This is a genomic window from Streptomyces sp. SAI-135 (genome assembly GCF_029893805.1).
GTDB lineage: Bacteria > Actinomycetota > Actinomycetes > Streptomycetales > Streptomycetaceae > Streptomyces.
In genome coordinates this window covers 8,245,750-8,272,384 of the sequence record NZ_JARXYP010000002.1, presented here as the reverse complement: position 1 = coordinate 8,272,384, position 26,635 = coordinate 8,245,750, and the positions used below count along the sequence as shown (strand labels likewise).

At 71.9% G+C, this 26,635-nt stretch carries 32 protein-coding genes; 15 read left to right on the top strand and 17 right to left on the bottom strand.

The features are described from left to right. Nucleotides 1-5 precede the first annotated feature (5 nt). On the bottom strand, nt 6-527 hold the full coding sequence (locus M2163_RS41895) for a flavoprotein (protein WP_280847625.1): 522 nt from the start codon (nt 525-527) through the stop codon (nt 6-8). A gap of 9 nt (nt 528-536) precedes the next feature. After that, on the bottom strand, nt 537-995 hold the full coding sequence (locus M2163_RS41890) for a nuclear transport factor 2 family protein (protein ID WP_280896651.1): 459 nt from the start codon (nt 993-995) through the stop codon (nt 537-539). A 106-nt stretch (nt 996-1,101) separates the two neighbouring features. Here M2163_RS41890 and M2163_RS41885 point away from each other — a divergent pair, with 106 nt between their 5' ends. After that, the gene (locus tag M2163_RS41885) at nt 1,102-1,653 is read left to right on the top strand and encodes a TetR/AcrR family transcriptional regulator (protein WP_280847627.1); all 552 of its coding nucleotides are present in this window, start codon (nt 1,102-1,104) and stop codon (nt 1,651-1,653) included. A gap of 170 nt (nt 1,654-1,823) precedes the next feature. On the opposite strand, the gene M2163_RS41880 is transcribed toward M2163_RS41885, so the two are convergent. Together M2163_RS41880 and M2163_RS41875 are read right to left on the bottom strand one after the other, a co-directional pair. Further along, nucleotides 1,824-2,024 (bottom strand): ferredoxin, encoded by a 201-nt coding sequence (locus tag M2163_RS41880; protein ID WP_280854011.1) that lies wholly within the window; start codon nt 2,022-2,024, stop codon nt 1,824-1,826. A gap of 18 nt (nt 2,025-2,042) precedes the next feature. Continuing rightward, nucleotides 2,043-3,242 carry a cytochrome P450 gene (locus tag M2163_RS41875; protein WP_280896650.1) on the bottom strand — a complete coding sequence of 400 codons (1,200 nt, stop codon included), beginning with the start codon at nt 3,240-3,242 and terminating at the stop codon, nt 2,043-2,045. A 204-nt stretch (nt 3,243-3,446) separates the two neighbouring features. Between M2163_RS41875 and M2163_RS41870 the strand changes: the two genes are divergently transcribed. After that, nucleotides 3,447-3,896: a nitroreductase family deazaflavin-dependent oxidoreductase gene (locus tag M2163_RS41870; RefSeq protein ID WP_280896649.1), complete on the top strand. Its 450-nt coding sequence runs from the start codon at nt 3,447-3,449 to the stop codon at nt 3,894-3,896. 62 nt (nt 3,897-3,958) lie between these two features. On the opposite strand, the gene M2163_RS41865 is transcribed toward M2163_RS41870, so the two are convergent. Continuing rightward, the gene (locus M2163_RS41865) at nt 3,959-4,930 is read right to left on the bottom strand and encodes a cation diffusion facilitator family transporter (RefSeq protein WP_280896648.1); all 972 of its coding nucleotides are present in this window, start codon (nt 4,928-4,930) and stop codon (nt 3,959-3,961) included. Nucleotides 4,931-5,025: 95 nt separating this feature from the next. On the opposite strand from M2163_RS41865, the gene M2163_RS41860 reads away from it, so the two are divergent. Next, nucleotides 5,026-6,063 (top strand): glutathione S-transferase C-terminal domain-containing protein, encoded by a 1,038-nt coding sequence (locus M2163_RS41860; RefSeq protein WP_280896647.1) that lies wholly within the window; start codon nt 5,026-5,028, stop codon nt 6,061-6,063. Nucleotide 6,064: 1 nt separating this feature from the next. Then, nucleotides 6,065-6,361, top strand: coding sequence for a DUF4235 domain-containing protein (locus M2163_RS41855; protein WP_280847631.1), 297 nt, complete (start codon nt 6,065-6,067; stop codon nt 6,359-6,361). Nucleotide 6,362: 1 nt separating this feature from the next. Here the strand turns inward: M2163_RS41855 and M2163_RS41850 are convergent, their stop codons facing one another. The 3 genes from M2163_RS41850 to M2163_RS41840 form a co-directional block, all read right to left on the bottom strand. After that, on the bottom strand, nt 6,363-6,755 hold the full coding sequence (locus tag M2163_RS41850; RefSeq protein WP_280847632.1) for a VOC family protein: 393 nt from the start codon (nt 6,753-6,755) through the stop codon (nt 6,363-6,365). Nucleotides 6,756-6,832: 77 nt separating this feature from the next. Continuing rightward, nucleotides 6,833-7,300 carry a pyridoxamine 5'-phosphate oxidase family protein gene (locus M2163_RS41845; RefSeq protein ID WP_280896646.1) on the bottom strand — a complete coding sequence of 156 codons (468 nt, stop codon included), beginning with the start codon at nt 7,298-7,300 and terminating at the stop codon, nt 6,833-6,835. A 25-nt stretch (nt 7,301-7,325) separates the two neighbouring features. Continuing rightward, the gene (locus M2163_RS41840; RefSeq protein ID WP_280896645.1) at nt 7,326-7,859 is read right to left on the bottom strand and encodes a GNAT family N-acetyltransferase; all 534 of its coding nucleotides are present in this window, start codon (nt 7,857-7,859) and stop codon (nt 7,326-7,328) included. Between the two features lie 92 nt (nt 7,860-7,951). On the opposite strand from M2163_RS41840, the gene M2163_RS41835 reads away from it, so the two are divergent. Continuing rightward, nucleotides 7,952-8,314 (top strand): DUF1304 domain-containing protein, encoded by a 363-nt coding sequence (locus M2163_RS41835; protein WP_280896644.1) that lies wholly within the window; start codon nt 7,952-7,954, stop codon nt 8,312-8,314. Beyond that, the gene (locus tag M2163_RS41830) at nt 8,311-8,874 is read left to right on the top strand and encodes a TetR/AcrR family transcriptional regulator (protein ID WP_280896643.1); all 564 of its coding nucleotides are present in this window, start codon (nt 8,311-8,313) and stop codon (nt 8,872-8,874) included. Before M2163_RS41835 ends, M2163_RS41830 begins: the two co-directional genes overlap by 4 nt. A gap of 7 nt (nt 8,875-8,881) precedes the next feature. Here M2163_RS41830 and M2163_RS41825 read toward each other — a convergent pair whose 3' ends face one another. Together M2163_RS41825 and M2163_RS41820 are read right to left on the bottom strand one after the other, a co-directional pair. Beyond that, the gene (locus M2163_RS41825; RefSeq protein ID WP_280897399.1) at nt 8,882-9,718 is read right to left on the bottom strand and encodes a hypothetical protein; all 837 of its coding nucleotides are present in this window, start codon (nt 9,716-9,718) and stop codon (nt 8,882-8,884) included. A gap of 61 nt (nt 9,719-9,779) precedes the next feature. Further along, nucleotides 9,780-10,739, bottom strand: coding sequence for a helix-turn-helix domain-containing protein (locus tag M2163_RS41820; protein ID WP_280896642.1), 960 nt, complete (start codon nt 10,737-10,739; stop codon nt 9,780-9,782). A 71-nt stretch (nt 10,740-10,810) separates the two neighbouring features. Here M2163_RS41820 and M2163_RS41815 point away from each other — a divergent pair, with 71 nt between their 5' ends. Continuing rightward, a complete protein-coding gene (locus M2163_RS41815; RefSeq protein WP_280896641.1) occupies nt 10,811-11,761 on the top strand; it encodes an NADP-dependent oxidoreductase in 951 nt (316 codons plus the stop codon). 7 nt (nt 11,762-11,768) lie between these two features. Here M2163_RS41815 and M2163_RS41810 read toward each other — a convergent pair whose 3' ends face one another. Together M2163_RS41810 and M2163_RS41805 are read right to left on the bottom strand one after the other, a co-directional pair. After that, nucleotides 11,769-12,875, bottom strand: coding sequence for an NAD(P)-dependent alcohol dehydrogenase (locus M2163_RS41810; protein WP_280896640.1), 1,107 nt, complete (start codon nt 12,873-12,875; stop codon nt 11,769-11,771). A gap of 23 nt (nt 12,876-12,898) precedes the next feature. Further along, complete coding sequence (locus tag M2163_RS41805; RefSeq protein WP_280847640.1) at nt 12,899-14,353, bottom strand: aldehyde dehydrogenase family protein; 1,455 nt, start codon at nt 14,351-14,353, stop codon at nt 12,899-12,901. Nucleotides 14,354-14,456: 103 nt separating this feature from the next. Here M2163_RS41805 and M2163_RS41800 point away from each other — a divergent pair, with 103 nt between their 5' ends. Then, the gene (locus M2163_RS41800; protein WP_280847641.1) at nt 14,457-14,894 is read left to right on the top strand and encodes a MarR family transcriptional regulator; all 438 of its coding nucleotides are present in this window, start codon (nt 14,457-14,459) and stop codon (nt 14,892-14,894) included. A 169-nt stretch (nt 14,895-15,063) separates the two neighbouring features. Continuing rightward, nucleotides 15,064-15,444 carry an anti-sigma factor antagonist gene (locus tag M2163_RS41795; protein ID WP_280897398.1) on the top strand — a complete coding sequence of 127 codons (381 nt, stop codon included), beginning with the start codon at nt 15,064-15,066 and terminating at the stop codon, nt 15,442-15,444. 28 nt (nt 15,445-15,472) lie between these two features. Here M2163_RS41795 and M2163_RS41790 read toward each other — a convergent pair whose 3' ends face one another. Both M2163_RS41790 and M2163_RS41785 read right to left on the bottom strand, forming a co-directional pair. Then, nucleotides 15,473-16,432 carry a ribose-phosphate pyrophosphokinase gene (locus tag M2163_RS41790; RefSeq protein WP_280847642.1) on the bottom strand — a complete coding sequence of 320 codons (960 nt, stop codon included), beginning with the start codon at nt 16,430-16,432 and terminating at the stop codon, nt 15,473-15,475. A 427-nt stretch (nt 16,433-16,859) separates the two neighbouring features. Beyond that, complete coding sequence (locus tag M2163_RS41785; protein ID WP_280896639.1) at nt 16,860-18,053, bottom strand: cytochrome P450; 1,194 nt, start codon at nt 18,051-18,053, stop codon at nt 16,860-16,862. Nucleotides 18,054-18,204: 151 nt separating this feature from the next. On the opposite strand from M2163_RS41785, the gene M2163_RS41780 reads away from it, so the two are divergent. The 3 genes from M2163_RS41780 (at nt 18,205) to M2163_RS41770 (ending at nt 21,135) form a co-directional block, all read left to right on the top strand. After that, entirely contained in the window at nt 18,205-18,867 is a 663-nt protein-coding gene (locus tag M2163_RS41780) for a DUF4230 domain-containing protein (RefSeq protein ID WP_280847644.1), read from the top strand. A 379-nt stretch (nt 18,868-19,246) separates the two neighbouring features. Further along, on the top strand, nt 19,247-19,795 hold the full coding sequence (locus tag M2163_RS41775) for a VanZ family protein (protein ID WP_280847645.1): 549 nt from the start codon (nt 19,247-19,249) through the stop codon (nt 19,793-19,795). A gap of 110 nt (nt 19,796-19,905) precedes the next feature. Then, nucleotides 19,906-21,135 carry a family 16 glycosylhydrolase gene (locus M2163_RS41770; protein ID WP_280847646.1) on the top strand — a complete coding sequence of 410 codons (1,230 nt, stop codon included), beginning with the start codon at nt 19,906-19,908 and terminating at the stop codon, nt 21,133-21,135. Between the two features lie 9 nt (nt 21,136-21,144). Here M2163_RS41770 and M2163_RS41765 read toward each other — a convergent pair whose 3' ends face one another. From M2163_RS41765 to M2163_RS41755, 3 genes are read right to left on the bottom strand one after another with little or no spacing between them, the layout of a single operon-like run. After that, complete coding sequence (locus tag M2163_RS41765) at nt 21,145-21,381, bottom strand: hypothetical protein (RefSeq protein WP_280847647.1); 237 nt, start codon at nt 21,379-21,381, stop codon at nt 21,145-21,147. Between the two features lie 43 nt (nt 21,382-21,424). Continuing rightward, entirely contained in the window at nt 21,425-22,441 is a 1,017-nt protein-coding gene (locus tag M2163_RS41760; protein WP_280847648.1) for a DNA topoisomerase IB, read from the bottom strand. Further along, complete coding sequence (locus M2163_RS41755) at nt 22,438-23,247, bottom strand: SDR family oxidoreductase (protein ID WP_280847649.1); 810 nt, start codon at nt 23,245-23,247, stop codon at nt 22,438-22,440. Before M2163_RS41755 ends, M2163_RS41760 begins: the two co-directional genes overlap by 4 nt. A 167-nt stretch (nt 23,248-23,414) precedes the next feature. Between M2163_RS41755 and M2163_RS41750 the strand changes: the two genes are divergently transcribed. From M2163_RS41750 to M2163_RS41740, 3 genes are read left to right on the top strand one after another with little or no spacing between them, the layout of a single operon-like run. Next, nucleotides 23,415-24,452: a PHP domain-containing protein gene (locus M2163_RS41750; protein ID WP_280896638.1), complete on the top strand. Its 1,038-nt coding sequence runs from the start codon at nt 23,415-23,417 to the stop codon at nt 24,450-24,452. A 38-nt stretch (nt 24,453-24,490) separates the two neighbouring features. After that, on the top strand, nt 24,491-25,147 hold the full coding sequence (locus tag M2163_RS41745; RefSeq protein ID WP_280896637.1) for an HAD family hydrolase: 657 nt from the start codon (nt 24,491-24,493) through the stop codon (nt 25,145-25,147). Nucleotides 25,148-25,176: 29 nt separating this feature from the next. Then, nucleotides 25,177-26,346, top strand: coding sequence for an aromatic acid exporter family protein (locus tag M2163_RS41740; protein WP_280847652.1), 1,170 nt, complete (start codon nt 25,177-25,179; stop codon nt 26,344-26,346). The last annotated feature ends 289 nt before the right edge of the window (nt 26,347-26,635 follow it).

The window sequence follows — 26,635 nt, the reverse complement described above, 5'->3', positions numbered from 1 at the left end:
CCCGCTCACCCCTGCTCGATCAGGTCCAGCGCCCGCTCCCACCCGAAGTCCGCCCCCTCGACGCCCTGGTGGGGGTGCCCGAACCGGACGCCCGTCCCCCGCAGCCGGATCAGACTGTCCTGGTAGGCGGGGTGGCCCGCGAGGTCGTCGGAGACACAGGGCAGGACGCCGACCGGGACGCCTCGTCCGACCACCTCGCACAGCGTGCCCACGGCGAGGGTGTCGGCGATTCCCGCCGCCCACTTGTTGATCGTGTTGAAGGTGGCCGGGGCGACCACGACCGCGTCCGGGTCCGGGAAGGGCCGCGGGTCCCCCGGGCGACGCCATGCGGAACGGATCGGACGGCCGGTCTGCGCCTCGACGGCGGCCGCGTCGAAGAAGCCGTCCATGGCGGTGGGCGTGGCGATGACCCCCACGCTCCACTCCCGCTCCTGCGCGGCGGTGATCAGCCTGCCGACGCCCGCCGCGATGCCGGCGGCGCACACGACGACGTACAAGAAGGGCGGTGTCTCGTCCTGTCGGGTCACGCCGGAACTCTACTGAAGCGGGAAGGACAGTCCCCGCTCGCTGTCGGGGCGCGGTCCGCGGATGCGGCGCTCCCTCTCCTCGATGGGCACGTCGTTGATGCTGGCCTCGCGCCGGGTCATCAGTCCGTGCTCGTCGAACTCCCACAGCTCGTTGCCGTACGACCGCCACCACTGCCCCTCGGTGTCCTGGCACTCGTACTGGAAGCGGACCGCGATGCGGTTGCCGTCGAACGCCCACAGGTCCTTGCGCAGGGCGTACTCCCGCTCGCGCGCCCATTTGGCGGTGAGGAACTCGGCGATCTCGGCGCGGCCGGTGACGAAGGTGCCGCGGTTGCGCCAGACGGAGTCCTCGGAGTAGGCGAGCGCCACACGGTGCGGATCACGGGTGTTCCAGGCGTCCTCGGCGGCCTGCACCTTCTGGGCGGCGGTGTCGCGGGTGAAGGGCGGCAGGGGCGGGCGGTCGGTCATGGCGTCCTCCGTGGCCGAAACGGCCGGGCAGGCGGAGAACGGGCGTTCTCCGGCGTGCCTGCTACCGTAGGAGAACGCTCGTTCTCACGTCAAGGAGTGGTCGTCCATGGACAGCGCAGTGGCCCGTGACCGGGTGCTGGACGCCGCCGAGGAGCTGTTCTACGGGCGGGGCATTCAGGCTGTCGGCATGGACGAGATACGCGGTGCCTCGGGGGTCTCGCTCAAGCGGCTCTACCAGCTGTTCCCGGCGAAGGAGCAGTTGGTGGAGGCCTGTCTGGAGCGGCGGGACGGGCGCTGGCGCGGTCGCCTGGCCGAGTTCGTGGAGCTCCGGCCGGGCCCGGAGGAACGGATCCTCGCGGTGTTCGACTGGCTGGAGCAGTGGTTCGGCGAGGAGGGCTTCCGCGGCTGCGCCTGGATCAACTCGTACGGCGAGCTGGGCGCGACCTCGGACCGGGTGGCGGCCCAGGTCCGGGCGCACAAGGGGGCGTTCGCGGACTACCTCGCCTCACTCGTGGCCGCCGCGGGGCGTCCCCCGGCCCTGGCCGGACCGCTCTTCCTGCTCGCCGAGGGGGCGATGGTGACGGCGGGGATCACCGGCACCACCCGCCCTGCCGGGGAGGCACGGGAAGCGGCCCGCCTGCTGCTGCACGCCCACTGACACGCGACGAGGCACGGGGAGCGGTTTCCGACTGCTGTTGCACTCCCGCTGAGCGCAACCTGCGGTGAGTGCCGGTCCCTGGACGGGGGCCCGCAGCCCGTGTAAGGGCTTCGGGCGTGGGGCGGTGTCACGGCGGGTCGGGTCGGCGGCCCCCGACCCGACCCGCCGCGTCAGCTCACCGTCTCCGACACGGTGATGGCAGCGACAGGGCAGGCCCGGGCGGCCTCGCGGACCATGGGGTCGCCGGTGCCGTTCTCCCTGCCGGGCAGGAGCGTGCTGTAGCCGTCGTCGTCCTGGGTGAAGACGCCCGGGGCGGCCAGGGCACACTGGCCCGCCCCGATGCAGACGTCCTTGTCGATGTCGATGTCCACGGGCATCGTCGGAGCCTCTTACCAGGTCACGGGGAGTTCGAGCATCCCCTGGATCGTGTCGCCGGGCTTGAAGGGGATGTCCTCGGCGGGAGCCGCGAGGCGCAGGGTGGGCAGCCGGTCGAAGAGGGTGTGCAGGGCGATCTCCAGTTCCGCGCGGGCGAGGTTCTGGCCGAGGCACTGGTGGATGCCGAAGCCGAAGGCGATGTGGTGCCGGGCGGGCCGGTGCCAGTCCAGGGCGTCGGGGTCGGCGTAGACGTCCTCGTCGCGGTTGACGACCGAGGTCGAGAAGACCACCCCCTCCCCCGCCCGGATCGTCGTCCCGGCCACCTCGATGTCCGCCACGGCCATCCGCAACAGCCCGTCGGCGATGGACAGCATCCGCATGAGCTCCTCGACCGCGGCCGGGACCAGCGCCGGCTCGGTGCGCAACTCGGCGAGCCGGTCGGGGTGTTGAAGCAGGGTGAAGGTGCCGAGGGAGATCATGTTGGCGGTGGTCTCGTGGCCGGCGACCAGCAGGATGATCGCCAGGGCGATCACGTCCTGACGGGTCAGCTCACCGTCCCGCAGCTGCCCGTGCACGAGTTCGTCGAGCACACCCTCGCCCGGCTCGGGCTGTTTCCGCTTGCGGTCGATCAGCTCGTCGACGTACGCCTCGAGCTGGTCGCGCGCGTCCGTGACGTCCTCGGCCGTGGGGCCCCGCAGCAGTCGCCGGGACTGTCCTTCGAAGAAGTCGTGGTCGCCGTAGGGCACACCGAGCAGCGCACAGATGACGGTCGAGGGGACGGGCAGCGCGAAGGCGCTCACCAGCTCGGCGGGCGGCCCCTGGGCGATCATCGCGTCGATGCGTTCGTCGACTGTTTGCTGGATGCGGGGGCGGAGTTCGGTGGCCCGGCGGAGCGTGAAACTGGGGACCATCATGCGTCGCTGGACGCGGTGCTCGGGGTCGTCGACACCCAGCAGCGCGGTCCTCCGCTTCTGGATCGCCGCGAAACGTGCCGTGGGCGCGGGAAAGCCGTCCCGGGTTCGGTCGGTGGACAGCCGGGGGTCGGCGAGCAGGGTGCGTGCGGTGCCGTGTCCGGTGACCAGCCAGGCAGGACGGCCGTCGAAGAGGGTGATCCGGGACAGCGGGGGGCCGGCGCGCAGGTGGTCGTAGGCGGCGGGCGGGTGGTAGGGGCAGGTCCGGTCCTGGGGGAAGGCGACGGGTTCCGTTTCCGTCATGGAAGACCTCGCAGACGAAGGGTGCATCGTGCAGATCCTCATTAGATGCCCAGGGCATCCATAAGGCGACGAGAAGTTCGGCCAGATCGGTGGCGAGGGGAATCTGGCCGGAGATCGTCGCCGCCGGAAGGGATGATTCCCGATCCGCGCCGTGTTGAAGAGCCGTGCGAGAACGCGGTAGCCGACGACGAGGAGAGGGAAACCATGCCTCTTGAGGGCGAGTACGAGCCCAGCCCGACCCAGTGGGTGCGTGAGCAGGTGGAGTTGTACGAGAGCTCCGGCGGCACCGAGGGCAACACGCTCCTGGACACGGGGATGCCGGTCATCGTGCTGACGACCCGCGGCGCTAAGAGCGGCCGCATCCGCAAGACGCCGTTGATGCGGGTCGAGCACGACGGGCGGTACGCGGTGGTGGCCTCCCTGGGCGGCGCGCCCCAGCACCCGGTCTGGTACCACAACGTCAAGGCCGACCCGCACGTCGAGCTCCAGGACGGCCCGGTCAAGAGGGACTTCGTCGCCCGGGAGATCACCGGCGCCGAGAAGGACGAGTGGTGGGAGCGTGCCGTGGCCGCGTACCCGCCGTACGCGGACTACCAGAAGAAGACGGACCGGGTGATACCCGTGTTCGTCCTGGAGCCCGTGGACGGCGACTGACCGCGCCCGCAGAATTCTTCGGCCCGGGACGCATGAACCGGCTGCGGCCGGGCACCCGAGCGTCAGGCCCCGCCGCGTTCCCCCGTCGCGGCGGGGCTTTCCCGTGCCTCCTCGGCCGGCCGGTCGGTCACGTCGAGGAAGATCTGGTCCGCCTCTGCCACGGTCCGCGACACGGACCGCTTGATGCGCACGGCGACCTCCTCGACCTGCTCGCTGTCCAGGCCCGGAACCAGGTCGACCCGGGCCGCCACCAGGACCGAGTCCAGCCCCATCTTCATGGTGAACAGCGCCTCCACGCTGTCGATCTCGGGCTGCGCGTCCAGCACGGCCCGGATCCGGGCGCTGGACTCGGGGTCGGCTGCCTCGCCGATGAGCTGTCCCTTGGCCTCACGGCCCAGCCGGTAGGCCACGTAGACCAGCAGCACACCGATGGCCAGTGACGCGGACGCCTCCCACACCACCTGCCCGGTGACCATGTGCAGCGCCATGCCGATCATGGCCAGGGTGACACCGAGCACCGCCGTGCCGTCCTCGGCGACGACCGTGCGCAGGGCCGGATCGCGCATGCCCTGGGCGGCGCCGCCCTGCTTGTGCACCTGGTGCAGCGCACGCAGCAGTGAGACCCCCTCGGCGACGAAGGCCACCCCCAGCACGATCAGACCCGCCACATAGCCGCTGAGCTCCTCCTCGGCGCCGTTGCGGAGCGCCTCGACGCCCTGGAAGAAGGAGAAGCAGCCGCCCATCACGAAGATGCCGACAGCCGCGATCAGCGACCAGAAGAACCGTTCCTTGCCGTAGCCGAAGGGATGTCGCCGGTCCGCGGGGCGGCGGCTGCGGCGCAGCGCGGCCAGCAGGAAGACCTCGTTGAGGCTGTCCGCCACGGAGTGCGCCGCCTCCGACAGGAGTGCGGGAGAGCCCGCGAGGAGGCCCCCCACGGCCTTGGCGACGGCGATCACCAGGTTCGCCGCGAGCGCCACCAGGACGGTGACGCGGGTTTTCCTGTCCGCTTTTTCGTTCGTCGATGTCCCGCTCACCCACGCCGACTGCCCGCCTCCCGGGCACTCACACCGTGCCGATTCCCGAAAACGGGGAACGCGTCCAACAGGACTGGCGTGAGACAGGAGGCAGCATGGGCAGCGCCGACGACGGCAACAGCGCGTACGGCCACAAGGCGTTCAAACGGTCCAAGAGCCATTTCGCGGACCGGGTCACCGCCGACGGCCGGGACGGCTGGCCGGTGGAGGCCGGCCGCTACCGTCTGGTGGTCAGCCGCGCGTGCCCCTGGGCCAGCCGGGCGGTGATCTCGCGACGGCTGCTCGGCCTCGAGGACGCGCTCTCGATGGCGATCGCCGACCCGATCCAGGACGACCGCAGCTGGCGTTTCACCCTGGACCCGGACGGCCGCGACCCGGTGCTCGGCATCCGCTACCTCAGCGAGGCCTACGACAGGCGGGAGAGCGACTACCCCGGTGGGGTGAGCGTGCCCGCGCTGGTGGACGTCCCGAGCGGGAAGCTCGTCACCAACGACTACCAGCAGCTCACCCTGGACCTGGCCACCGAGTGGACGGCCCTGCACCGGGAGGGAGCGCCCGACCTGTATCCGCGGGCGCTGCGCGACGAGATCGACACGGTGATGGCGGAGGTCTACGAGGACGTCAACAACGGTGTGTACCGGGCGGGTTTCGCCACCGGCCAGGAGGAGTACGAGGAGGCGTGCGCGGGTGTGTTCCGCCGGCTCGACCTGCTGACGGCGCGGCTGGCACGGCAGCGGTACCTCGTCGGGGACACCATCACCGAGGCGGACATCCGGCTGTTCACCACACTCGTACGTTTCGACGCCGTCTACCACGGTCACTTCAAGTGCAACCGCTGGAAGCTGGCGGAGAACGAGGTGCTGTGGGCGTACGTCCGCGACCTCTACCAGACGCCGGGATTCGGGGACACCGTCGACTTCGACCACATCAAGCGGCACTACTACCAGGTGCACAGCGGAATCAACCCGACCGGCATCGTGCCGCTCGGGCCGGACCTGGCGGGCTGGCTGACGCCGCACCACCGTGAGCGGCTCGGCGGCCGTCCGTTCGGCGACGGGACCCCGCCGGGCCCGGTGCCGACGGCCGAGGCGGTCCCCGCGCACCACCGACCCACCACTGAGCAAGGAGACTGACGTGGCAAAGAAGAAGAAGCTGCCCCTCGCCTACAAGCCCCTCGGCTTCGTACTGGGATGGACGAGCGGAACGCTGGCGGGACTGTTCTTCCAGAAGACCTGGAAGGCGGTCCGGCACGAGGACAACGCGCCCGACGCCCTGGACCGTGACCGCGGCTGGGGAGAGATCCTGCTGGCCGCGGCGGTCCAGGGCGCCATCTTCGCCGTGGTCCGCAGCGCGGTGGACCGCGCGGGAGCCACCGCCATCGAACGCTCCACCGGAGTCTGGCCGTCCGAGGAGAAGGGCGGCCGCGACTGAGTCAGCCCTGCTTGGGCGCGGTCGGGGTGACCGTCCGCAGGGTGAAGGAGTGTCCGGCGGGGTCGGCGTAGCCTCGTTCCTCGAACGGCCCCGCCGCGTCCTTCGTGTCCAGGGGGCGCCCGCCGAGCTCCACCACCTTGCGCTCGACCTCGTCCAGGTCCTCCACGACGAAGTCGATGTGGGCCTGGAGGGAGTTCTCGGGCCGGGGCCAGCTCGGCGGTGTGGCGTTCACGTCACGGCGGAACGCCAGCCGGAAGCCGTCCGCTCCCCTGATCTCCACGCGGTTCGCGGTCGCGTCGGTCTCCTCGGCCGCCAGCAACTCCTTGTAGAACACGGCGAGTTTCTCGGGCTCGGCACAGTCGAGCACGACCACCCCCGCTTTCACCAGTGCCATGTCTCCTCCGAAGGGTCCGGCCACGGGGCGTCGGGCCCCGCGGCCCTGTACCTTGCGGATATCCCGGCACGGCCCGTTCAGTCGGCGACCAGCCACTGTCCGTCCCGCATCAGCTCACGTCCGGTGAGCTCGTCGGCCTCCCGCCAGGCCTGGACGCGCCGCGGGTGGACGCGGAAGTACAGGTAGGGCGTGGTGAGTCGGCGGGGGTCGAAGCCGGTCCGCTCGGCGAAGCGGTCTCCTTCCTCCTGGGTGAGTTCGGCCTGGGTGACGGTGTCCACACTGCCCTCGATCATCACGACGTCCCGGGTGGGTCCGAGTCCGAGCCGCACCCGGCCGGTCGCCTTCAGGTTCCGGCCGGTGGGGCCGGCGGCGGGGGTCGCGAGGAGGAGGGCGGAGCCGTCCCAGAGGAACGAGAGCGGGACGAGGTACGGCACCCCCGAGTCGTCGTCCGGGGCGGTGGCGACCCAGACGTCCTCGTCGTGCTCCAGTCGGTGCAAGGTGTCCTGCTTGCGCTGCTTCGGGGTGCGGGGCGGCTGCGGGGCCATCGGTGTGCGTCCTCCTGCGGGCTCGTCAACTGACGCGATCAGTCTGGTCGTTCGAACCGCTTTCCACCTCCGCCTTTCGTCCTAGGGCGCGCCGCAGGGTCACTGCGTGGGCGCCGAACCCCTGACGCTCGTAGAAGCGGATCGCCTCCGGGTTCGCGGAGTAGGCGGCGACCTCCGCCTGCCGCGCCCCCTGGGCCTCGGCCCAGGCCAGGAAGTCCGCCACCAGGCGGGCACCGACCCGCGAGCGCCGGTGGGCCGGACGGACGTAGAGGCCGTTCAGCGTGGCCGACTTCACGGGCCGTACGGCCGAGGGTTCGGTGAGAGATCCGGTCAGGTGGCCGACCACCTCGCCCTCGTGCACCACCACCAGGACGAGCCGCCCCGGGTCCGCCAGGGCCGTCGTGAACGAGGCCGCCCCGTGCTCACGCGGCCAGTCGACGTCGACGCTCGGGTCCCTGGTCCCGGCGTCCTCGGCGAACAGGCCCGCGCTGGAGGCGACGAGCCCCGGGATGTCGTCGGTTCGGGCGCGGCGGACGGTGAGGTCTTCGTCGGTGGTCATGGCGCGCACGCTAGCGGCCGACACTGACAGCTGGACTTCCTGGACGACTGTCCAGCTATAGTGGACACACGTCCAAGAAGTAGGGGAAGCTGATGGAGATCCTGGCGAACGTGCTGGTCGCGCTGGTGGCGGCGCTGCACGTGTACATCCTGGTGATGGAGATGTTCCTGTGGCAGAAGAAGCCGGGGATGTCCTTCCACGGGTTCGACCGGGAGATGGCCCGGGCCACCGCCGCGATGGCCGCCAACCAGGGGTTGTACAACGGCTTCCTCGCGGCGGGCCTGGTGTGGGGCCTGGTCGCCGGGGACCCGACCGGCTTCCGGGTCCAGGTGTTCTTCCTGGTCTGCGTGATCGTCGCCGGTGTGTACGGCGCCGTCACCGCCAACGTCCGGATCCTCGCCGCGCAGGCGTTGCCGGGCGCGCTCGCCCTGGCCGCCGTCCTCCTCGCACGGTGAGCCGCCCCGCACCCGAGGACCCGCGGGCGGCCCGCACCCGGGCGCGGCTACGGGAGGCACTGCTCGCGGAGTGCGCCGAGCGTCCCCTGGAGGAGGTCGGCGTGGCCGCGCTGGTGCGGCGGGCCGGGGTCGGCCGGGCCACCTTCTACGTGCACTACGAGGGCCTGGAGGCGCTCGCGGTCGACGCCTGCGCGGACGTCGTACGGGACGCCGTGGAGGCACTGCACGCCTGGCGCGGGCGCCCCGACCCGGTGCACGCGCCGCCCGCGCTGGCGGAGTTCTTCGCCTCGCTCACCCCCCACTCCGCCCTGTACCGGTCCCTGCTCGCCCCGGGCGGCGGCGGACCGTTGGGCCGGGTGCTGCACCGGGACCTGCGGGCCTACAGCCTGCGGGAGCGCGAGCTCGCGGGCGCCGCCGACGCCCCGCTGGTCGCCTCGGCGGTCGCCGCCACCTTCGCCGGCGTCCTCGCCGACTGGCTGCACGGCCTGCTCGACGCCGGCGCCGCCGACATCGCCGACCAGGTCTGGCAGTTGCTCGTCGCCCTGCACGCCAGCCGGTGAACCCGCCTCACATGCAGGCCACCTCTTCCCCGAGCAGGGGCCATGCCTCGACACCCTGGGGCGTGCGGACGTACGCCGAGCGCGAGTCGTCCGCCAGCCACAACTCCCGCTCCTCGTACCGGTATCCGGTGTCGCGGGCGTCCGGCGGCAGGGTGGCCGAGCCGTCGTAGGACGCGGTGAGCACGCCGGGTTCGAGGAGGCTCTCCGGGTCACGGGCGTACTCCCGCCCGCCCAGATCGAGGAAGTGCACCTCACTCCAGCCGCAGTGGTCGTCCCCCGGCCGGCTGCTCACCTCGCTGGTCGGCACCCGTTCACCCGCGCGGTCGGTCCAGATCTCGTAGCCGTGGGAGGCCGTCCACGCCGCGGGAAGCTCGGACGGGTCGCAGGACGCGCTGGTCTCCGGGCCCCAACCGGGTCTGCCCTTCTGGTCCTTGGCCACCACGACGGCGACCTTGGTCCGGCCGCCGACGTCGTAGGAGTACAGCACGCGGTCCGCCTCCCGGCGCTCCACGCGGTACCCGGAGCGGGGCTCGCCCGGGTCGAACAGGTCGAAGTACAGCTCCAGTCCCTCCTCCGGGCCGTCCCCGCCGTCGTCCTCGCTCCAGCCGTCGGGGCCGTTGCCGTTGTGGATCTCCCCGGCGCACTCCAGGGCCCGGCCCGCGGCCCCCGAGACGAGCCGCAGCGCCCGCGGTGTGTGCTCGTCCAGTTCCTCGGTGGGGACGTTCATCGGTCCGTCGTAGACGGTGGCCGGTGCCTCGCCCTCGATCACCAGGCCCTCTCCCGACTCACAGCCCACCGTCGTCATGACCACGGCCGCCATGGCCACCCACAGCCCCCTGCGCATTCCCGCCCCCTGTACGCCGTCCGCCTTCATGATCCTTCGACGCCGGGCGGGCCGGGAACGTTCAGCGGGCCGCCGTCTGGAACGTCCGCCGGTAGACCTGCGGTGACACCCCGATGGCCGCGTGCAGGTGCTGGCGCAGGGACGCTCCCGTGGCGAAGCCGACGCGCGCGGCGATCTGGTCGACCGACAGGTCGCTGGACTCCAGCAGGTGCCGGGCCAGGACCACGCGCTGCTGGATCAGCCAGCGGCCGGGACTGAGACCGACCTCGTCGTTGAAGCGGCGGGCGAAGGTGCGCAGGCTCATCCGGGCGTGGGCGGCCAGCTCGCCCAGGGTCAGGGGCTCGCCGAGGCGTTCCAGCGCCCAGGCGCGGGTGGCGGCCGTGCTCGTGGCGCCCTGTTCCGGGACGGGCTGCTCGATGTACTGGGCCTGGCCGCCGTCCCGGAAGGGCGGGACCACACAGCGGCGGGCGACGGTGTTGGCGAGTTCGCTGCCGTGGTCCCTGCGGACGAGGTGCAGGCAGATGTCCACGCCGGAGGCGGCTCCGGCCGAGGTGAGGATGCGGCCGTCGTCGACGAAGAGCACGTCGGGATCGAGGTCGACGTGCGGGTACAGGCGCCGGAAGTGGTCGGCGAGCTGCCAGTGGGTGGTCGCCCTGCGGCCCTCCAGGAGGCCGGCGGCGGCCAGGACGAAGGCGCCGGTGCAGATGGAGACGATCCGGGCGTCGGGGCGGATGAGGGCGAGGGCCTCGCGCACCTCCCGCGGGAGGTCGACCGGCATCCTTTCCGCCGCGACGGGTGTGATCACCACGGTGTCGGCGGTGGTGAGGATCTCCGGTCCGTGTGCGACGCCGATGGTGAAGTCGGCGTTGGTGCGCACCGGTCGGCCGTCGACCGAGCAGGTCAGCACCTCGTAGCGGCCGTCGGCGGCGCCGAGGATCCGGCTGGGGATGCCCAGCTCGAAGGGGTACACGCCGTCCAGGGCCAGCACCACGACGCGCTCGGTCCGCTCCACATGTCGCATGGCACGATCCTATCGAAGCTTGGCAATCATGCCATTTCCCTGACGGGCGGTGCCGGGCAGGCTGGTCGACCATGAGCACTGTGAACACCATGCGAGCCATCAGCCAGGACATCCTCGGCGGTCCCGAGGTCCTCAAGGAGATCGAGGTCGAGCGCCCCGCGCCGCGACCGAACCAGGTACTGGTCCGGGTCCGGGCCGCCGGCCTGAACCCGACCGACTGGAAGCACCGGGCCACCGGCGGCTTCCTCGGCGAGCCGCCGTTCGTCCTCGGCTGGGACGTCTCCGGCGTGGTCGAGGCGGTCGGCATCGGGGTCGCGGCCTTCGAGCCGGGTGACGAGGTGTTCGGCATGCTGCCGTACCCGTGGGGCCACGGCTCGCACGCCGAGTACGTGATCGCGCCCGTGCGGGCCCTCACCCACAAGCCGGCCTCGATCGACCACGTCCAGGCCGGCGCGCTGCCCCTGGTGTCGCTGACCGCGTGGCAGGCGCTGGTCGAGCGCGCCGACCTGCGGCCGGGTCAGCGGGTGCTGATCCACGCGGCGGCCGGCGGGGTGGGCCATGTGGCCGTGCAGATCGCCAAGGCGCTGGGCGCCCATGTGATCGGCACCGCGAGCGCGGGCAAGCACGACTTCCTGCGCGAACTGGGCGCGGACGAGGTGATCGACTACCGGGAGACGGACTTCACCGAGGCCGTGAAGGACGTGGACGTCGTGCTGGACACGCTCGGCGGCCGGACGTCCGTGGACTCGCTGCGGGTGCTGCGGCCGGGCGGGATCGTGGTGTCGATCCTGCCGGTCGGCTCGGACGAGTTCGGCCAGGAGGCCGAGCGGCTCGGGGTGCGGGCCGTGCGCATGCTCGTGGACGCCGACCGGGCGGGAATGGAGGCGATCGCCGAGCTGGTCGAGAAGGGCGAGCTGCGGCCCACGATCGCGGGGACCTTCCCGCTGGCCGATGCCGCGAAGGCGCACGCGCTGGGCGACACCGGCCGGACGAAGGGGAAGCTGGTCCTCGTGACGGAGTGACCCCGCCTCAGAAGGTCAGCACGGGCTTGATCGCCTTGCCCGCGCCCATGTCCCGCACCGCCTGGTCGATGTCCGCGAACGGATAGGTGCTGATCAGGCGGTGCAGCGGGAGCCGTCCTTCCTTCACGAGGCGGACAAGGGCGGGGACGAAGCTCTGCGTCTCGGCGTCGCCCAGGGTGAGTCCGACGACCCGCTTGCCGCCGAGCAGTCCGTTGACGTCGAGGGAGACCTCGGTGCCGAAGGGCGGGGCGCCGACGACGACCAGCGTGCCGCGGGCGCCGAGCGCGTCGACGCCCTGGCGCAGGACGTTCACGTTGCCCGTGGTCTCCACGATGCCGTCCGCGCCCTGTCCGCCGGTGATCGCGTCCAGGGCCTCGCCGAGGTTCTCCTCGGCCGCGTCGACGGTGTGGGTGGCGCCCAGCTCCCGGGCCAGGGTGAGGCGTTCGGCGACCCGATCGACGGCGACGATCGTCGTGGCGGGGGTGAGGGCGGCGGCCATGACCGCGGACAGGCCGACGGCTCCGGCGCCGAGGACGACGACCGTGGAGCCGGTGACCGGCTTGAGGACGTTCCACACGGCGCCCACGCCGGTCTGCACTCCGCAGCCGAGCGGGGCGACGGACTCCAGGGGCACGTCCGGGTCGACCTTGACGAGGCTGCGCTCGTCGACCAGGGCGCGCTCGGCGAAGGAGGACTGGCCGAAGAAGTGTCCGCCGAGCGGTTCGCCGTCGCGGCTGAGGGTGCTGGTGCCGTCGGCCCGGCGGCCGCCGAGGAGGTTCAGCGGCAGCCAGGTCGCGCAGTAGGCGGGGTGTCCGCCGGCGCAGTTTCGGCAGTCGCCGCATGAGGTGAACGACAGCACGACATGGTCGCCGGGAGCGACACCGGTGACGGCTGCACCCACGGCCTCGACGACTCCCGCGCCCTCGTGCCCGAGGACTCCGGGCAGCGGGAAGGGCAGTCCGCCGCTCGCCACGCCGAGGTCGGTGTGGCACAGGCCGGTCGCGACCATGCGGACGAGCGCCTCACGGGGTCCCGGCTCGTCGAGGACGACGTCGGAGAGGGTGAAGGGCGCGCCGCCGGACTCGACCACTGCGGCACGGGTGGTGATGGGCATCGTACGAACTCCTCTGCGGGCGCTCAGTCGAGCGAGACGACGACGGACTTGACCTTGGTGTAGGCGTCGAGCGCCTCGGGGCCGTACTCGCGGCCGTAGCCGGAGTCCTTGACCCCGCCGAAGGGCACCGCGGGGTCGAGCATCGCCCAGTCGTTGACCCAGACGATGCCTGCCTGGAGCCGGTCGGCGACCCGGTGCGCGCGGGCGAGGTTGGTCGTCTGGACGCCCGAAGCCAGGCCGTACGGCGTGGAGTTGGCGAGTGCGACGGCCTCGTCCTCGGTGTCGAAGGGCTGCACGGTCAGGACCGGGCCGAAGATCTCCTCCTGCACGACCCGGGAGTCGTCGGAGAGGTCGGCGATCACGGTGGGCTTGTAGTAGAAGCCCCCGTCGAGGTCGAGGCGTTCGCCGCCGCAGACGATCCGGCCGCCCTCCTTGCGGGCGAGGTCGACGTACTCCTCGACCTTCTTCAGGTGCTTCTCCCCCGCCATCGGGCCGACGACGGTCTCCGGGTCGCGCGGGTCGCCCACCGGCACGCCGGGCACCGCGTCGGCGAGGATGCCGAGCAGGGTGCTGTGGACCGAGCGCGCCACGAGCAGGCGCGGGCCGCCCATGCAGAACTGGCCGGTGTTGAAGACGAACGCCTTGATGATCGCGCCGACCGCCTTCTCCAGGTCGGCGTCCTCGAAGACGATGTTGGCCGCGTTGCCGCCGAGCTCCATGGTGACGGGCTTGAGGGCCGCACCGGCGGTGGCGGCCACGTGCCGGCCGATCGCGGTGGAGCCCGTGAAGGCGACCTTGTCGATCCCGCGGTGGCGCAGCAGGGCCTCGCCGGCCACCGGCCCGGCGCCGGTGACGACGTTGACGACGCCGTCGGGCACGCCCGCCTTCTGCAGCAGTCCGGCCATGTACAGGGCGCTGAGCGGGGTCTCGTCGGCCGGCTTGTGCACGACCGTGTTGCCCGCGGCGAGAGCGGGACCGATCTTCGAACCGGCGAGGATCAGCGGGAAGTTGAAGGGGGTGATCGCGGCGACCACGCCGAGCGGTTCGCGCCTGGTGTAGGCCAGGGCGTTCATGGGCGTGTCGCGGACGGCGCCGTCCAGGGAGTGGGCGAGGGCCGCGAAGTGCTCGTAGTCGTTGGCCGCGTTGGTCACGTCCACGGCGTGGCACAGCGAGATCGGCTTGCCGACGTCCAGGCTCTCCAGCTGGGCCAGGTCGTCGGCGTTCTCGCGGATCAGCTCGGCGACCCGGTGCAGGATCCGGCCACGCTCGCGGCCGCTGAGGCCGGACCAGGCGCCGCCGTCGAAGGCCTCCCGGGCGGCGCGGACGGCCGCGTCCACGTCCTCGGCGCCCGCCTCCGCGACGGTGGTGAGGACCGTGCCCCGGGACGGGTCGACCACCTCGGTGCGCGCGCCGTCGGCGGCCTCGCGCCACCGGCCGCCCACCCACAGCCGTCCGGGTTCGATCTCGATGGAGGACATCGCCGCTCCTCAGCTTCGTCGCCAAGATTTCAACAAACAGGATTCCTGTTGGTTCGCAGTCTCTTTACAGCCAGGTTTCCTGTCAATGGTCTAGCCTGAACCCATGCTCGACACACAGGTGACCAAGGCGCCCCCGTCACTCCTCTACATGGTGAAACAGGTGGAGCTCGTCGTCCGTTCCCACCTGGACGAGCTGGTCAGGCCGTCCGGGATCACCGCGTTGCAGTACACGGCCCTGACGGTCCTGGAGCGGCACGACGGACTGTCCGCGGCGCAACTGGCCCGGGACTCCTTCGTCACCGCCCAGTCGATCGCCGATCTCGTGCGCTCCCTGGAGACCCGCGGACTGGTGCGCCGGGAGCGCAATCCGAAGAACCGCCGTGAACTGCTGATCCTGCTGACCGAGGAAGGGCGCGCACTGCTCGCTCAGCACGCGGGCCCCGTGCGGGAGCTGGAGGAGCGGATGGTGCGCGATCTCACCGCACACCAGACCGAACAGTTCCGGCAGGCGCTGACCAGGGCCTGGCACGCCCTGTCGTGAGCCGGGCGCGAGCCCCGCGTGAACCCGGCGCCAACCGGCGGTCGCAATTCCAAGACATATGTCAATCGAACATGCTCAAATGCACTCCATCGAGGGTAACTTCAGGGCGGGGGAAAAGGTGAGCACGCACCCCGAGCTCCCCGAGCAGCTGGTTGGAGGCGATGCCGTCGTGCAGCAGGAACCTGCGCCGCCGCCCCGGCATCTGCGCGTCCACCAGGACCGCGGCCACACCGTGCTGGAGTTCCGCGGGGAGATCGACATCGCCGCGGCCGTCGAGCTGCTCCCCTACCTGGACCAGGTCACCGGGCAGTCCGGCGTGCGGCTGGTGATCGACCTCAGCTCGGTGGAGTTCTTCGACTGCTCCGGGCTGCGGCTGCTGTACCGGGCCCGCTCGCGCGTACTCGACCACGACGGCAGGCTGCTCCTGGTCTGCACGCACCCGCTCACCCTGCGGATCATCAGGGCGACCGGCCTGGCCCGGCTGCTGCCCCCGCTGCCGTCTCTGGACGCGGCCCTGGGCCAGCCGGAGACCACGTCCGGGACGTTATGACGTCTGGGACGTCATGACGTCCCGGATGTTATGACGCGTCGCCGCGGGGCGCGTCGAACAGAGCGCTGACGGACTCGCCGTTGTGGATGCGCCGGACCGCCTCGGCGAGCGCGGGGGCGATGGACAGGATCCGCAGCTTGTCGGTGCGCTCCTCGTCGGGGACCGGCACGGTGTTGGTGCACACGATCTCCAGGACGTCGGGCTGCTCGCCGATCCGCTTGAGGGCGCCGTCGGCGAACAGGCCGTGCGTGCACGCGACCCGGATGGAACGCGGCCCCAACTCCCGCAGTCTGTCCAGCAGTTCGAGGACCGTGCTGCCCTTGGCGATCTCGTCGTCCAGCACGATGACGTCCCGCCCCGCGACCTCGCCGATGACGTCGCTGATGCTGACCCGGTCGTCGGCGAACCGCTGCTTGGCGCCCGCGGCCACCTGGGCGCCGATCAGCCGGGCGAAGGCGGCCGCCTCCTTGGCGTTGCCGAGGTCCGGGGAGACCACGGTGGTGCGGGTGAGGTCGTACTGCCGGAAGTGCGCGGCCAGCTCGCGCAGCGCGTGCAGATGGTCGACGGGTACCGAGAAGAAGCCGTGCACCTGCGGGGAGTGCAGGGTCATGGCGAGGACGCGGCTCGCTCCGGCCGACACCATCAGGTCGGCGACGAGACGTCCGCCGAGGGAGATGCGGGGCGCGTCCTTCTTGTCGGAGCGGGCGTAGGAGTAGTGCGGCATGACGACGGTGATCCGGCGCGCGGAGGCACCGCGGGCCGCGTCGCACATCAGCAGCAGCTCCACCAGGTGCTCCTGGACCGGCCTGACCAGCGGCTGGACGAGGAAGACGTCCCGCTCGCGGCAGTTGGCCTGGAGCTGCACCTCCAGGCAGTCGTTGGCGAACCGGCTGACCCGGGTGGGGCTGAGCGGCACCCCCAGATGAGCGCAGACCTCCGCCGCCAGCTCGGGGTGGGCGCTACCGCTGAACACGGCGATGTCTCGCACGGACCTGCTCCTCGGATGATCATCTGGGATGGCCGGGCTCATGCTACTTGCCGCCGTGATGCGCTCGCGGTGCCCCGGTGCGCGGACGCCATCATGGCCCCGGCCGGGTCCCCTCGCGTCAGGATCCCCCGCATGCGCCGGCTCCTCGAATGGACCCAGCGCCTCCTTCGGCCCACGGTTCTCGAGGACTCGACCTTCGTATGCGCACCCTGAACATCGGCATTCCGGCCCACGTCGACAACTCGCCGCCGCGGGGGCCGAGTTCACCGGCACGACGGGCGGGACCACGAGCTGGATGATCTCCGGCGGTCTCCCGTTCCGCCGGGTGCGGGAGATCGAACTGCGGCTGCCCGGGCTCACGCACGGCGAGGGCGTGCGGTGGTCCCGAGCCTCGGGCGAGCGTGAGCTCAGGCCTCACCGGGAGCGCTCACCAGGACACCGCCAGGTGCCGCGGCCCCCGTGTCATCTGTCCCTCCCGCCACTCGATGGTCTCCGGGGTGAACTCGGCCCGCAGTCCCGGGAAGCGGACCGCCAGCCGGTGCAGGGCCAGGCCCAGCTCCAGGCGGGCCAGCCACGCGCCCAGGCAGTGGTGGGGACCGGCGCCGAACACCACGCTCGGTGTCGCCGGCGGGGCGAACAGATCGGTCTCCCCGGGCGGCGGGAAGACGTCCGGGTCCCTGTTCGCCGCGTTGGTCTGCACGGCGACCACGGCCCCGGCCGGGATGGTCACCCCGCCGACCTCGACGTCCTCGACGGCCCTGCGGATCAGCCCGGGCAGCACCCTGCCCTCGCTCAGCGGGATCGTGCGCAGCAGCTGTTCGACGGCGGTCCCGGCGGCCTCCTGGCTCTCGGCGAGGCCCGGCCAGGCCTGCCGCCCGTCGGTGAGGAGGTGCACGACGATGTTCCCGAGCGCCGTCATCGTGGTCTCGTGTCCCGCGACCACCAGGCCGAGGACCAGGACGACCAGGCGCTGCTCCTCGATCCCGAGACCGTCACCGGCGACGACCAGGGCGCTCACCAGGTCGTCGCCCGGTTGTCCCCGCCGCTCGGCGACCAGTTCCGCGCAGAAGAGGCCGAACTCCCGCATGGCCGCCCCGACCTCCTCGGCGGTGTGCGCGCCGCCGGACAGGGCGTGGTCCGCCCAGTGGCGGATGCGCTCCCAGTCGGCGTGTTCCAGCCCCATCAGCCGGGAGATCACCGACACCGGCAGCCGGCGGGTGAACCCCTCGACGATGTCGGCGGGCTGTGGCCGCCGTGCCAGGTCGTCGAGGAGGGACTCCACGACGGAGGCGGTCCAGGGCCGCCAGCGGGCGATCGCGCGCGGGGTGAAGGCCCGCTGGACCGTGCTCCGCAGCAGCTGGTGGGGCGGGCCGTCCTGGTTGAGGAGCCCGTCCGGGGAGTCCAGCAGGTTCGGTACGACGAGCAGCGGCGGTGCGCCCTCCTCGTGCAGCGACTTCCGGTTGAAGCGCGGGTCCATGAGCACCCGGCGCACGTCGGTGTAGCGGGTCACGAGCCAGACGGGAGTGCCGGTGGCCAGGGTGGTGAGCCGGGGCGGGCCGTTCTCCGGCAGGGGGATGCGGTGCATGGGAAGAAGGGTCCGGGACGTGCTGTCCGTGCTCATCCGGGTCTCCAGACACACCGGCGGGCAGAGGTCTCCACGCTAGTGCGCCGCTCATGCCCCCGTCTGTGTCGCAATTGGCCAACAAGACGGCCCGGCCCGGCTTTTGGGTGTCATCCGTGGGCATCCGTGCAGTAGGAAGGAGGGCCGTCGCATGACGACTCCCATCAGGCGCGTGTCCAGGCGCATGCCCGGCTGGGCGAAGGTACTGACCGCCGTCGTGGTGGTGCTCGTGGTGTTCTTCGCCGGGATCCGGTTCAGTGTGCTCCCTGGCCTCAAGGACCTGTTCGGCACCGAGACCCACGACCGTTCGGGTCCCGCACTTCTGGAGTCCATCCAGGACATCAGCCGTTACGACGCCGCCTCCGGCAACTTCCAGGTCGTCGTGGACCTGGAGAAGGACACGAAGTTCCTGCCCGACGCGATCCGCGGCTCGCGCACCCTGTACGTCGGGGCGGGCGCGGTGGATGCCTATGTCGACCTCGGCAAGGTCGCCAAGAGCGACGTGACGGTCAACGAGGACCGCACGGCCGCCACCCTGCACCTCCCGCACGCCCAGCTCGGCAAGGCCACGCTGGACGCCGACCGCTCCTACGCGGTCTCCAAGCAGCGCGGTCTGCTCGACCGGCTCGGCGACTTCTTCTCCGACAACCCCAACAGCGAGCAGGCGGTGCAGAAGCTCGCGGTCAGGCACATCACCGAGGCGGCGAAGGAGAGCGAGCTGACCAAGCGGGCCGAGACCAACACCACCCACATGCTGAAGGGTCTGCTGGGGTCGCTCGGCTTCAAGAAGGTGGAGGTCACCTACGGCACCTGATCAGCCACCCGCATGCCTGAGCAGGTGCCGGGTCTCGGGCCGCTCGCCGGCCCGGTCGTCTCGTACCCGGAACCGTCCTCGGGCCGGGGACCGAGGCCTGCGGCGCCCGCGCCAGCGGCGAGTTCCAGGGTCCACGGTGCTGACGAGCACGAGCCGGAGCACGGCGGGCGCGGCACACCGGCCGGCGAGTTCGGCCGTGGCGAGGAGTGTCGTACGCCTGTCGCCCCGGGCGCGCGCTGTGGCGACGCGCGCGGTGCTGACCCCCAGTGCCCCGGCCGGACGAAGGGATACCGGAGGCCGTCGGTGTGCGGCGGCATCCTCGGACCGTTCGGGGGTAATCGCCTTACGACACAGGGAAGTTGAAGAGCGGAGGAATGCAATGGCCTGGGCGCCCTCACGTGCGCGAGCGGGGTCGGACACCGGCACCCCCAAGACCGAGCGCGCGGCGAAACCCGCCCGTCCCCGGCGGGATCCGCTCTCCCTCGTCGTCCGTTTCGTGGCAATGGTGTTCGCCTTCGCGTTCATGGTGGCGTTCGCCGTCGTGCTGGCCCGGCTGACGCTCGAACCCTCGCCCGCCTCGGTCGATCTGACCCACACCAACCTGCATCCGGGCGCTTCCCTGAAGGCCTATCTGGACCAGCCCGAGATGCGGGACGCGGTCAAGCAGATCGGCGGGAACGTCCTGCTGGGCGTGCCGTTCGGCATCCTGGTCCCGATCATCGCCCCGAAGACCCGCGGAATGCTGCGGATCGTGCTGCTGACGGCCGTCGTGATGCTGCTGGTGGAGTTCGCGCAGGGTGCGCTGGTGGAGGGCCGGGCCTTCGACATCGACGACGTCATCCTCAACACCTCGGGCGCCCTGATCGGCTACCTGCTGCTGGGGCGGCGGCTGAGCCGGGCGGTGCACAAGCCCGCGAAGAAGGCGTAGGCGGTCCCGCTCCCCTCGACTTCTGGTCCGTACCAAAGTATTGACGGCCCCTTAACTCACTCCTTAAATCAAGAGGCGACATCTTCACCCCCCACCTCGAAGGAAGAGCCGTGGCCGCCTCACGCCTGTTGCGCGGATGTCTCCTCGCCGCCCTGTCCGCCGTACTGATCGCGTCGGGTACCGCCGCCCAGGCGGACCCGCCCGCCGTCTCCGCCGCGGCGGCGGCGGTGACATTCTCCGACACCTTCGACGGGCCCGCCGGGGCCGCGGTCGACTCCTCGAAGTGGCAGATCGAGACCGGCGACAACGTCAACAACCACGAGCGCCAGTACTACACGTCGGGCAACAAGAACGCCGCCCTCGACGGCCAGGGCCACCTGGTGATCACCGCGCGGAAGGAGAACCCGGCGAACTACCAGTGCTGGTACGGCACCTGCCAGTACACCTCGGCCCGGCTCAACACCTCCGGGAAGTTCACCGCGCAGTACGGACACGTCGAGGCACGGATGAAGATCCCGCGCGGACAGGGCATGTGGCCCGCGTTCTGGATGCTCGGCACCCCGGTCAACTGGCCCGACTCGGGCGAGATCGACATCATGGAGAACGTCGGCTTCGAGCCCTCGACCGTGCACGGCACCATCCACGGCCCCGGCTACTCCGGCTCGGGCGGCATAGGCGCCGGCTACACCCTGCCGAACGGGCAGGCCTTCGCGGACGCCTTCCACACCTTCGCCGTCGACTGGGCACCCGACTCCATCACCTGGTCCGTGGACGGCACCGTCTACCAGCGGCGCACCCCCGCCGACCTGGGCGGCCGCACCTGGGTGTTCAACAAGCCGTTCTTCCTGATCCTGAACCTCGCCGTCGGCGGCTACTGGCCCGGCGACCCGGACGGCTCCACGGCCTTCCCGCAGCAGCTCGTGGTGGACCACGTCTCGGTCACCACCGGCGACACGGCCACCGGGACGGCGATCCGGGGACTGGCCGGCAAGTGCGTGGACGTGGCCGGGGCGAACCCCGCGAACGGGACCGCGGTCCAGCTCTACGACTGCAACGGCACCGCCGCCCAGCAGTGGACCGTCGGCTCCGACGGCACGATCCGCGCGCTCGGCAAGTGCCTGGACGCGACGGGCGGCGGCACCGCGGACGGGACGCCGGCACAGCTCTACGACTGCAACGGCACCGGGGCGCAGCGGTGGACCGTCACGGGCGCACGCGACATCGTCAACCAGCAGGCGAACAAGTGCCTCGACGTGACCGGCAACAACTCGGCCAACGGCACCCGGCTCCAGCTGTGGACCTGCACGGGCGCCGCCAACCAGAAGTGGACGGTCGGCTGAGCCGGTCGGTCAGTGCCGGGTCCAGGTGAACTTGTCGCCGCCCACCCAGCGCACCACGTCCGGATCGTCCAGGTCGTGGACGGTGATGCCGAAGGCGGCGGCCGCCTCCAGTACGTCGGTGACGGCCCTCGCCTCGCCGACCACCTCCCCGTCGATCTCCACGATGCGGAACGGCGGCGTGGTCGGCTGCACCCCGAGCACGATGATCCGCGGCTTGCCGATGTGCGGGCTCGCGATTTCGGTCATGGAACGAGCGTAGAACGCATCACACGGGAGGGAGAGGCGGGCGTCACCCGCCCAGCAGGTCGAGGACCGCCGCCTCCACCGCCCCCTGGGTGGCCGGTCGTCCGAAGTCCCCGTGCTCGCCCAGTCGGGTGAGCGCGGGGGCGACGGTCCTCCCCTGCTCGAACAGCTCGAAGACCCGCGGGTCGATGTACGAGGCCCGGCACACCGCGGGCGTGTTGCCCAGGTAGTGGCTCACCTCGCGTACGGTCCGGGCCATCTGCCGGCGCCGGGCCGTCTCGGTGGCCCGGGCGTCCTCGGCGGTGACGGCGAGGGCGACGGCGGCAAGGACCGTGGCGTGCCAGGTGCGGAAGTCCTTGGCGGTGACGTCGGTCCCGGACAGCCTCCGCAGCGCCTCGTTCAGGTCGGCGCCGTGCAGGTCGTGCCAGGCACCCCGCTCCCAGAACGCCAGCAGCCGGTCCCCGCCCCGCCTGCGGCGCTTGAGCGCGCGTACGACGGCCAGGGCGTCCTCGTCCACGAGGGCCCGGACCAGATCGATGCCGCCCTTGGCCGGATAGGCGAAGGTGAGCTCCTCGCGACCGCAGGTGACGTGCTCGCGGAGCATGGTCGTCAGGCCGTAGGTCTCCATGCGGGCGGTGTGCCGGTCGCTGCCGATCCGGAAGAAGCCGAGGTCGAGCAGGCGCACCGCGCAGGCCGTGACCCGGGTACGGCTCAGGCCCCGGCCCGCGAGGTCCTCGGCGACCCGCTCGCGCAGCGCGGGCAGTGCCCGGGCCACCTCCCGCACGTGCTCGTGCTTGGCCTGGTCCTGCTGCTCGCGGAACCGCTCGTGGTACAGGTACTGGCGGCGTCCCGCATCGTCGGTGCCCACGGCCTGGAGGTGGCCGTTGGGCCAGGGGCAGATCCACACCTCGCGCCAGGCCGGCGGGATGGTCAGGGCACGGATACGGGCGAGCGCGTCCGGGTCGGTGACCGGCCGGCCCTCGGCGTCCCGGTAGCGGAAGCCCCGGCCACAGCGGACGCGGGTGAAGCCGGGGCGGTCGCAGGAACTGGTCCGCAGTCTCAAGGGCGCCTCCACTCGTCGTCCTCCAGGTGCGAGCCGGCCTGCGGCCCCATCCTCAGCATCCCGCCGTCGACGCTCCAGGACGCGCCGGTGACGTAGCTGGCCTCGGGCCCCGCCAGGAAGGCGATCACGGCGGCGACCTCGCGGGCGTCACCCGGGCGGCCGAGCGGGACGCCGGGGCGCTCCTCGGTGTGCACGTCGGTGTCCTCCTGGCCCGTCATCGGGGTGGCGATCTCACCGGGCGCGACCGCGTTGACGGTGATGCCGTGCTCGGCGAGCTCCAGGGCCATGACCTGGGTGAGCAGTCCGAGGCCGCCCTTGGCCGCGCAGTACGGGGCCGCGCCGACCCGGGGCTGATGCTCGTGGACGGAGGTCACGTTGACGATCCGGCCGCCGTCGCCCTGCCGGATCATGTGCCGGGCGGCCCGCTGCCCGCACAGGAACGGGCCGACGAGGTCGACGTCGAGGACCTCGCGGAACGTGTCGAGCTCCAGGTCCAGGAAGGGCGTCATGGTGCCGGTGCCCGCGTTGTTGACCAGCACGTCGAGGCGCCCGAGCCGGTCGCACAGCTCGTCGACGGTGCCGGCCGCGACCGGCAGCCGGGTCAGGTCCATCTGCGCCACGGCCGCGCGCCGTCCGAGGGCGCGTACCTCCTCGGCTGTCTCCTCCGCGCCCTTGAGGTCGCTGTGCCAGGTGATGCCGACGTCCATCCCGGCCCGGGCCAGGCGGACGGCGGTGGCCCGGCCTATGCCGGAGTCTGCTCCGGTGATCACGGCCACCTTGCTGCGGGGTGCGGTGGGGGCGGACATGTCGGCCTCCTCGTGGGGCGGGGACGTCGTCGGGGACGACGAGGCAGCTGCCGGACACCCGGAGGTGATCCGGTGAGGCATCGCAGTACCCGGCGCCGTACCGCACAAACCGCCCGCCCGTCGTGCGGCTCCCGGGCCCCTGGGGAACTCTGGAGGTGGAGGTGGCCATGGATCCCGTCGAGGCGCTGGAACGGATCGCCTTCCTGCTGGAGCGGTCCCTGGCACCGACGTACCGCGTCCGTGCCTTCCGTACGGCGGCCCGGGTGCTGACCGGCCTGACCGCGGACGAGGTGCGCGAACGCGCGGAGGCCGGGTCGCTCGAGTCGCTCAAGGGCATCGGCCCGAAGACCGCCCAGGTGGTGCGCGAGGCGCTGGGCGGAGGCACGCCCGCCTACCTGGAGAAGCTGGAGGCCGAGTCCACCGCGCCCCGGACCGGCGGCGGCGAGAAACTGCGGGCACTGCTGCGCGGCGACTGCCATCTGCACTCCGACTGGTCCGACGGCGGCAGCCCGATCGAGGAGATGGGCCGCACCGCGGCGGAGCTGGGCCACGAGTGGGCGGTGCTGACCGACCACTCGCCGCGGCTGACCGTGGCCCGGGGACTGTCCCCGGAGCGGCTGCGGGAACAACTCGACGTGGTGGCGGCCCTGAACGAGACCTGGGCGCCCTTCCGGCTGCTCACCGGCATCGAGTGCGACATCCTCGACGACGGCTCCCTGGACCAGGAACCCGGACTCCTGGACCGCCTGGACGTGGTCGTCGTGTCCGTGCACTCCAAGCTGCGCATGGACGCCCGCTCGATGACCCGGCGGATGGTGGCCGCCGTACGCGATCCGCACGCGAACGTCCTCGGGCACTGCACCGGACGGCTGGTGACCGGGCGCGGGCGGCCCGAGTCGGAGTTCGACGCGGACGAGGTGTTCGCCGCGTGCGCCGAATCGGGCACGGCCGTGGAGATCAACAGCCGCCCGGAGCGCCTCGACCCGCCGCGCCGACTGCTGCGCAAGGCGGTCGACGCGGGCGTGCTGTTCTCCGTCGACACCGACGCGCACGCCCCCGGACAGCTCGACTGGCAGATCCTCGGGTGCGCGCGGGCGGAGGAGTGCGTGGTGCCGCCCGAGCGGGTCGTCACCACCTGGGACCTGGACGAACTGCTGGCCTGGTCCCGGGACGGCCGGGTGCCGGCCCGAGTGGCGAACGCCTGAGGTGGTACCCGAGCGACCCGACAGCAAAGGAGCGGTACATGGAACGGGCGGCAGTGTTCGACGTCGACGGCACCCTGGTCGACACCAACCACCTGCATGTGACGACGTGGTGGGAGGCGCTGCGGCAGGCGGGGCACCGGGTGCCGATGCACGCCGTCCACCGGGCCATCGGGCTCGGCTCCGACGATCTGGTCGCGCACCTCCTCGGCGAGGACCGCGACAAGGACCGGGACGACGAGCTCAGCGCCGCCCACAAGGCCCTGTACGGGCAGTACTTCGACCGGCTGCCCGCCCTCCAGGACGCGGGCCGGTTGCTGCGGCGGCTGGACCACGAGGGCTGGCGGGTGGTCCTCGCCACCTCCGCGGGCGGGGCCGAGCTGTCCGCGCTGCGCCGGGCGATCTCCGCCGACGACGCCATCATGGCCACCGCCAGCGCCGACGACGTCGAGGAGGGCAAGCCCGCCCCCGAGCCCGTCGAGCACGCGCTGGAGCTGGCCGGGGTGCCCGCCGAGCGCGCGGTCTTCGTCGGCGACACCGTCTGGGACATGCAGGCCGGCACCCGGGCGGGAGTGCGCTGCGTCGGCGTCCTGTGCGGCGGCATCCCGCGCGCCGACCTCGAGGAGGCGGGCGCCCGGGCGATCTACGACGATCCGGCCCACCTGCTGGCATCCCTTGCGGACAGTCCCCTGGCATGACGTGCCCGCAGGCACGGAACCCACAGCGCATGACTGGTGTGACCACAGCCTCTCGCCGACAGCCCCGTCCGACGCACGCCCTGCGGCAGGAGGCCGGTGCCGTCGGCAGGGCCGCCCGCGCCGCCTGCCGGGGGCCGGGGCGGGAACGCGATCTGCTCGTGCAGTCGCTCAAGGCCTCCGCCGCCGCGATCCTCGCCTGGCTCGTGGCGGGCGTGTGGATGGGGGACCCGATGGCCCTGATGGCGCCCTGGGTGGCGGTGGTGCTGATGCAGGCCACCGTGTACAGCTCGCTGATGCAGGCCGTACGGCAGCTGGCGGCGATCTGCTGCGGGACCGTGCTGGCGTCGGTGGCACTGGCCGTCACCGGGAGCACGCTGGGCGCCGTGGCCCTGTCCGTACCGCTGCTGGTGCTCCTCGCGAACTGGCCGCGCTTCGGCGACCAGGGGATCTACGGCGCCACCACCGCGCTGTTCACCCTCTCCACCGGCGCCGCCGGGGCGTCCGCCGTGGGCCACCGGGTGGGCCAGGCGGCACTCGGCGCGGTCATCGGTCTCGCCGTCAACGCGTTCGTGCTGCCGCCGATCCATCTGCGGGACGTCCGGGAGAACCTCGCGGCGCTGGCCCGGGAGGCGGGCGACACCCTGCACACCGTGGCCGGTGACCTGCGGGACGGTGAGTGGGACAGCCAGGGCTGGTCGCATGCCTCGGCCCGGCTGGAGCGCCGGCTGGAGGCGCTGCGGTCCGCCCGCGGCTGGAGCCGGGAGAGCCTGCGGCTGACCGCCACCCCGCTGCGCGCCGTACGGCGGCCGCCCGCGTCGCTGCCGTCGGAACAGGAGGACGAGCGCTGGAGCCGGGTCACCGGGCACATCCGCGCGCTCACCCGGACCCTGGCCGTGGCCGCCGACGACGACCGCTCCTCGGCACCGCCCGCCGGGCCGGTACTGGACTCCTACGCCGACCTCCTGCAGCTGATCGGCGACGCCTGCCGCGCGGAGGGCGACCGCCTGCTCGCGGCCGGCGACGAGCCACGGCCGGACGATCACGCGGAGGCGGCGATGCGGGAACTGCGCGGTCAGCTCCAGGAGGGACTGCGGGAGCACGCGGGGCGGGGGGCCGACGGCACGACGGTGCTGGGGACGTTGCTGTTGCAGGCCGAGAACCTGTGGAGCGAGACCGTTCCGACCGGTCGGCACGGGTGACACAGCTCACGCCATGACGTCCCGATCGGCGGAACACCGGAGGGTCGTTGCCCGTTGAACAGTGCGTGGGTGCGGATGGGACAGTGTCCCCGGGCCTCACCTTTTGCCCACAGGGACGATCGTTCGGCTGAAGCCCTGTGGAGCCTTTCGCCGAGAGGCGACCGCCATCCGCGCCCACCACCAGACCGCCCCGACCGTGATTCCCCCGTCCGGTCGGGGCTTCCTCTTGTCCGGAAACGGCGCCGGTGGGGTGCGCTTGACTTCGAGAGCACTCCAATTCGTAGCGTTC